This window comes from Falsiroseomonas sp. RANM36 (genome assembly GCF_056682175.1).
Window position 1 is genome coordinate 192,825 of record NZ_JBWXTD010000008.1, and the last position, 2,971, is coordinate 195,795.

General features: G+C 76.5%; 2 protein-coding genes. Both read right to left on the reverse strand.

The window, feature by feature from the left end; all coding sequences use genetic code 11:
• Positions 1 to 118 precede the first annotated feature (118 nt).
• Positions 119 to 874, reverse strand: a complete 756-nt coding sequence (locus AC1MIR_RS26585; RefSeq protein WP_480031186.1) for an HpcH/HpaI aldolase family protein — start codon at positions 872 to 874, stop codon at positions 119 to 121.
• A gap of 79 nt (positions 875 to 953) precedes the next feature.
• Positions 954 to 2,762 carry a trigger factor gene (locus AC1MIR_RS26590; RefSeq protein WP_480031187.1) on the reverse strand — a complete coding sequence of 603 codons (1,809 nt, stop codon included), beginning with the start codon at positions 2,760 to 2,762 and terminating at the stop codon, positions 954 to 956.
• Between the last annotated feature and the right edge of the window lie 209 nt (positions 2,763 to 2,971).

Consider the following 2,971-nt stretch of genomic DNA (forward strand, 5'->3'; position numbering starts at 1 on the left):
CGCCCGCCCCCCCGCCCCCCCCCCCCCCCCCCCCCCCCCCCCCCCCCCCCCCCCCCCCCCCCCCCCCCCCCCCCCCCCCCCCCCCCCCCCCCCCCCCCCCCCCCCCCCCCCGTCTCCCCTATCCCCTGGCGACCGCCACCTGCGCCTTCGCCGCCGTCAGCATCAGCCCGCTGTCGTTCATGATCGTGGCCAGGTTGAAGCCGCGCTCGAACATTTCCTTCGTGTACTGGCCGGTCATGGTGTGGATGCCGACCTTCACGCCGTGCTTCTGCGCCGTGGTGCGGATCTGGTCGAGCACCTTCAGGAATTCCGGCTCCCGCCGGTCCTGCAGCGGCTTCATGCCGAGCGACAGCGAAAGGTCCGACGGGCCGATATAGATCGCATCCACACCCGGCACGCTGACGATGGCTTCCAGATTGTCGAGCGCGGTCTTCGTCTCGATCATCGGGATCACCAGCACGTCGTCATTCGCCGCGTCGGTGTCCGCCGCCGCGCCGTAGATGCCGGACCGGATCGGGCCGAAGCTGCGCGCGCCCTTGGGCGGATAGCGGCAGAAGGAGACCAGGTCGCGCGCCGCCGTCTCGGTGTTGACCATCGGGCAGATCACGCCCTTCGCGCCGCCGTCCAGCACCTTGCCGATGATGCCCGGCTCGTTCCACGGCACGCGCACCATCGGCGTCACGCCATGCGGCTGCATGCCCTGGAAGCAGGCGACCATGGAAAGGTAGTCCTGCACGCCGTGCTGGATGTCCACCGTCAGGCTGTCGAAGCCCGCCTGGGCCATGACCTCGGCGCTGAAGCCGGAGGGGATGGCAAGCCATCCGTTCACCACGGGCTTGCCTGCCGCCCAGGCCGCCTTCACGCCGTTCGCCATCGCGTTTCCTTCCCCTCGTTCCTGCGGGATGGGGGGACGCTAGGCTTGGCTCCGGGGAGCGTCAACGCGACCGGCCGCGCTATTGTTCGGCCGCTGCCATGAGGTCAGCGGTGCTCGCCGGCCGGTCGGTGACCTGCGCGCGGGCGATCAGGAAGGCGACCACCGTGTCCCCCAGCGCGCGCGCGCGCAGCGCCGGCGCGGCGGCGCCGGGGCCGCGCGCGGTGGCCGCGGCGCGCAGCGCGGCGGCGTCGGGTGCCAGGCCGTGCTCGCGTGCCCGCGCGGCGACCAGCAGGCCGATGCGCAGCCGCCGCGCCGCCAGCCGCATCGCCGCCGCGCGGTCCGGCGTCTCGTTGCGCTGTGCCGCCGCGGCGGCGAAGCCGGGCCAGATCGCGGTGGTCTCGGCGGCCACCGCCTCCTCCGGCAGCGGGATCTCGCCCGCGCCCTCGAGCAGCGCCGCCAGCGCGGCGCGGTGCATCTGCCGCTGCTGCAGCCGCGCGGCGCGGTCGGCGAGCCGCGCGGCGATGCCGGCCCGCCGCGCCGCCCGGCCGGGGAACCCGGCCGCCTGCGCCAGCGCATCGTCCACCGGCGGCAGCACGCGGCGCAGCACCGCGCGGGCGCGCACGACGAAGCGCGCCTCCCGTCCGGCCAGCGCCCGGTCCGGCAGGCTGTGCGGCAGGCGCAGCGTGACCTCGCGCGTCTCGCCCGCGCGGATGCCGTGCAGATGCGCGAAGAGCCCCGCCGGGTCGGGCGTGCCGGCGCCGAGCAACTGCGCCTGCCCCGAGAGGGCCGGCAGCGGCATCGGTCCCTGCTCGCCGAGGTCGAGCCCCTCCACCAGCCGCGGCGCGCCGATGTCGCAGCGGAAATCCACCGCGCCGGCGGCATGGTCGAACAGCAGCGGCATGCGCAGGAAGGCGGTCTCCGCATCGGCGAAGCTGTCCGAGACATAGCAGCGCGCGAAGCCGCCCTCCGCCCCGGCCAGCACCGCGGCATCCTTGCGCCGCAGCCGTCCCGCCGCCGAGGCGTCCTGGCTTTCCAGCCGGAGCTTGCTGCCGCGCAGGCCGACCGGCGCGCCGACCGGCCGGAGCGCCACCGATCCCACCCAGCTGCTGTCGGGCTGCGCGGCGATGGCGCCGGGCAGGTGGAAGATCACGTAGCTCTGCCCCTCCTGCGTCGTGGTGCCATGCACCCGCAGCCGGATATGCGGTGGGTTGGCGGAGGGCTCGATCGCCAGCACCTCGGCCACCAGGCCGGCGCCGTTGTCGCCGAAGGTCCATTCGTCGGGCAGGCGGCCGGGCGTGCCGGGGCGGGCGCCCAGGATGCCGGGCTGCGGGATGGCGTTGCGCGCGGGCAGCAGCGTCGCCGTCACGTCGCAGACCACGCGGTCCTCGGCGCCGGCGCCGCTGCCCTCGCCGGAACCCTGGGGCTGCTGCTGCCAGGCGCCGCGGCGGCGGGCGAGGGAGGCCAGCTCGGCCTCCACCTCCGAGTCCGGCGGCACGGCGACCAGCCGCTCCAGCCGGAGCCCGGACGGGTCGGGCGGCTGGACCTCGGGCAGGGTCGCGATCTCGGCGCGCAGCACCAGGTCATGCTCGGGCGGGGCGGACAGCGTCTCGATCCGCGCCGGCCCGATGCTGGCCAGGCCGAGCTCGCGCAGCATCGCCGCCACGGCTTCCCGCGCCGCGCTCTCGATGCACTCGGCGAGCGTCGAATCGAGGATCCGCGCCATGGCGGGCCGGCCGCGCTCCGCCTCCCGCGCCACGGCGGCGAGGCCAATCTCCTGCAGCCGGGCCTCGCGCCGCTCCATCACCGCGTCGCGCGGGACGACGAGCAGGAAGCGCCGGCGCAACCGGTCGGAGGTCAGCGGCAGGAAGGGCGGCGGCGGTGTCGTCATCGGGGCCGTGTCGGGCCGGGTCGGGGCCATGCCGCCAGCTTGCCGTTCCGCCCGGCGCATGAAAACCCGGGGGGCGGGCGGGGGGGGGGGGGGGGGGGGGGGGGCCGCCGCCGGGGCGCTTGCCGCCGGCGTCGCGGCGGGGGCGGAGGCAGCGGGCGGTGCCGACTGGGGCGCGCAGGCCGCGAGGCTGAGCGTCGCCACGGCGACGG